Raw genomic sequence first — 3,567 nt, 5'->3', positions numbered from 1 at the left:
CTGCTTTTTTATTTTTCGATTCGATTCGTCAAACTATACCGATATTTTCTAGGTGTCGATAGCCTTGAATACAGGTTCCTTGTAGGTTCAAAAATTTGTCAAGTATCATAAGTAAAATACTCTGGTTTTTGGTCTCCTGGGACAATTCTTGGGGGACGCAGACCCAATGTTCTCTGGCTCCCAGGTCAATTCCCGCCGCCTTGGCATTGATGATGTTTAACTTCTGGTCACTACTTTGGGTTTTTGGGGACTTGTTTCGGGATTTGGTCATGGCTTTGTTGGCTCCGAGTTATGATCGGGGAAGTACCCTGGTTCTAGGAAGGGTTTTTTACTTGATTCTCGACCACGGGTTCACGAGTTAATCCTCGTCTCGCCAATTCTTTTTTCCTCTTTCCTAGGGACCTTTGCTGATAATCGGGTCTAATGACACCATTGTTACTCCGGTTTGAGTTCAGGATACTTCCAGATTTAGAATATCAGGGCTTGCCCCTAGTTTCTCTTTTTCTTTTTAGGGCGCTTTGCGTCCTTCAGGAGCTAATAACTGATAACTGATGCTTACTCCCTTTGATTCCCCCAGATCTTTACATTGGCAGCAAAGCTTGCGATCACCAATTATTCGTCAATTGGAGATATTTAGCTTTACAACGCAGTTTTTGACTTTTTTGCTCTGGGATCGTTTAACGGGGGCTAATAGGGGCAAAAAACGGCAAAGGAGAGCGAAATGGTTAGTAGACCGCCTCATGAATTTAGGACCAACTTTTATTAAAATTGGACAATCTTTATCGACGCGAGCAGATTTAATTCCGCTCGAATATATCGAACAATTAACCCAATTACAGGATCGAGTTCCCGAATTTAATAGTCAAGAAGCGATCCGAGTTATCGAAACAGAATTAGGACAACCCCTAGATAATTTATTTGCAAGTTTTAGCGTTTCTCCCCTCGCTTGTGCCAGTTTAGGACAAGTGCATCGAGCGCAGTTATTAAGTGGGGAAGAGGTGGTTATTAAGGTACAAAGACCGAATCTAGAAGGACTATTTAATCTCGATTTTGAATTGTTGCATCGTCTCACCCGTTGGTTAAATGTTTTCCCCGTAGTGAAAAAATATAATTTAGAAGCTATCTATCAAGAATTCTTTGAGCTACTCTTTCAAGAAATCGATTATATTCATGAGGGGAAAAATGCTGATCGCTTTCGGGACAATTTTAAGAATTATCCCCAGGTAAAAGTCCCTTTAGTTTACTGGCAATATACCACTCGCAAGGTATTAACTTTGGAGTATGTGCCGGGGATTAAAGTTGATGATCGAGAGACTTTAATAGCTAATAATATTAACGTCGATGGTATTATTCAACTGGGGATCTGTTCCTATCTCAAACAACTATTACAGGATGGTTTTTTCCAATCAGACCCCCATCCAGGTAATATGGCAGTTAGTCAGGAAGGGGAGTTAATTTTCTACGATTTCGGCACGATGTTCGAGTTAAAGTCCGTCGCTAAAGATCAAATGATCGAAACCTTTTTCGCTATCTTGAGAAAGGATACAGAAACAATCTTAAAAACTTTGATGTATATGGGGTTAATTGAACCCGTTAGAGATCTACAACCCATACGAAATATCGTGCAGTTTCTTTTAGATGAATTTCGCGATAAACCGGTAGATGTGAGGGTCTTTGAACAAATTAGCGATCAAGTGTATTTAATGTTTAAACAGCAACCTTTTCGCTTACCTCCCCAAATGACTTTTATTATTAAATCTGTCACCACTTTGGATGGAATTGCCCGCTCTTTAGATCCCCAGTATAATTTATTAGCAGCTAGTCAACCTTTTGTGAAAAGTCTAGCAGTATCAGGAGGAACTACCAACACCATGCTTATCCTAGCTAATCAAGCGCGCACTTTTCTTAAACAACAATGGCAAAAAGGTAATAAAAACGAGAGAATACTCCGTCAATTAGAGGAAAAAATCGAGCGAGGAAATTTAGTTTTTCAAGTTAAGTCACGGGAAAATGAACGACTTCTGAAAAGAATTTATCTGGGAATTAAAGTATTAATTAATGTCTGTCTATTGGGATTTAGCCTTATATCAGCCATATTTTTATTAGACACTAACTATAGCAAACTAGCCATTATTCCCTTCAGTTTAGCGGGGTTATTTGGTTTATTTTTTCTGCGTTCTTCCATGGCTTTATTGATTCAGGAAAGATTAGATAAAATGCTAGAAAAGTAAATAATTATCATCTTTAATTAGTAGATGGCTTTTGTTATCCGCAACAAAAATTAAAGTTTGACAGGCTGTCTGTTGACAAGATTTTCCAGAAGTTATCATAATGAAAATGTTTTCATTGCACCCAGCAGCAAGAGGACAAGAAAATGTTGTTAAAATCTTTAGCCCTTGGTTCCCTTGTCGGATTATCCTTAGTTACATCTATCCCAGTCTTGGCTAATCCTTCCCTTTCTCCAGTACAAACTAACGAAGCAATAATCGCTGTCGGTCAACAAAAATCCGATTTATTTGTTAATTTAACCACCGATGATCCTTGGCGAGCTGCAATGGCCATTGGTGTCGCCACCAATATGTTGAAAAAAGGTCACTCAACCACTATTTTTTTGAATATTACAGGGGTACACTTGGCTGCGAAGACAATTCCTCAACACACTAACGGTATCACTGGTAAAACCCTGCAAGCAATGGTAGTAGATTTCATCAGTCAAGGGGGAAAAGTCTTAATTTGTCCCTCCTGTATGAAACAAGCAGCAATAAAACCTGAAGATCTAATTGCCGGTGTGGTGACAAGTTCTCCCGATTCCCTAGAAGCAAATTTATTTAACGAAACGGTTAAAGTAATTAGCTGGTAAATCTAGCATTTTCTAGAGAATCTAGAGACCTTAACAATAAGGTCTCTATTATTAGTAGATTTATTTTTGCTTAAAAGAGCGGCCGCTCTTGACTCAGTCGTTATACCATTTTTCTTGGTTCGTGAACCGCCTTCCCAGAAAGCTAAGCTGTTGACTATCTAGGGTTTGCTGAATAAATATTACTGGGAGCCTTACTAGAAAACGGTTTTGGGACTTTTTTAGTCAAAAAAGTGCAAGAGACAAACGTTGAGAAATCGATCCGAGGGACTCATACTATTAGGGGTCGAGAAGGTCGTCACCGACCTCCCCTCCCATTCAGAACCGTGCATGAGACTTTCACCTCACACGGCTCCTAGTTTGACTGCTCCCTTGTTAAGGATACAGCTTGACTTCTTTTGGTTGCCATCTTGGCTTCCATCTGATGCCGATTTATCATCGTGACAGTGGCGGTGTAGCAATTGAAGGTTCTTGTATTCGTCCTTTCCGCCTAAGCTGAGAGGGTGAATGTGGTCAACTTCAATTAAATCCGATGGGGTAAAATACTGCCCACATTGGCTACACTTGCCTTGTTGCTTCTTAAGTAGTTTGGCTACTCTAGTCGGTGTGTCAATTGCTTGTCCTCTTCTGGTCGCCCAGTAAGTCCAATTTCCGTCGTAGGGTGAAGCGTCGGGGCGAACTAAGGTATGTCTGACAATTGGTGTCCAATT

At 40.1% G+C, this 3,567-nt stretch carries 3 protein-coding genes and 1 pseudogene; 2 read left to right on the top strand and 2 right to left on the bottom strand.

Features of this window, described 5'->3' with window-relative positions; all coding sequences use genetic code 11:
- Positions 1 to 28: 28 nt before the first annotated feature.
- On the bottom strand, positions 29 to 271 hold the full coding sequence (locus EWV66_RS19495; RefSeq protein ID WP_287108266.1) for a hypothetical protein: 243 nt from the start codon (positions 269 to 271) through the stop codon (positions 29 to 31).
- A 280-nt stretch (positions 272 to 551) separates the two neighbouring features.
- Between EWV66_RS19495 and EWV66_RS19490 the strand changes: the two genes are divergently transcribed.
- Complete coding sequence (locus EWV66_RS19490; RefSeq protein WP_052278057.1) at positions 552 to 2,231, top strand: ABC1 kinase family protein; 1,680 nt, start codon at positions 552 to 554, stop codon at positions 2,229 to 2,231.
- A gap of 143 nt (positions 2,232 to 2,374) precedes the next feature.
- Entirely contained in the window at positions 2,375 to 2,860 is a 486-nt protein-coding gene (locus EWV66_RS19485; RefSeq protein WP_052278056.1) for a DsrE family protein, read from the top strand.
- A 352-nt stretch (positions 2,861 to 3,212) separates the two neighbouring features.
- Here EWV66_RS19485 and EWV66_RS19480 read toward each other — a convergent pair.
- A pseudogene (locus EWV66_RS19480) lies at positions 3,213 to 3,567 on the bottom strand (HNH endonuclease); the annotation flags it as partial.

Origin of the sequence: Microcystis sp. M_OC_Ca_00000000_C217Col, from assembly GCF_007095585.1 — a bacterium.
In the GTDB taxonomy this organism is placed as follows: domain Bacteria; phylum Cyanobacteriota; class Cyanobacteriia; order Cyanobacteriales; family Microcystaceae; genus Microcystis; species Microcystis panniformis.
Note: the sequence above shows the minus strand (reverse complement) of the source record. Positions and strands in the feature narration are given on the sequence as shown.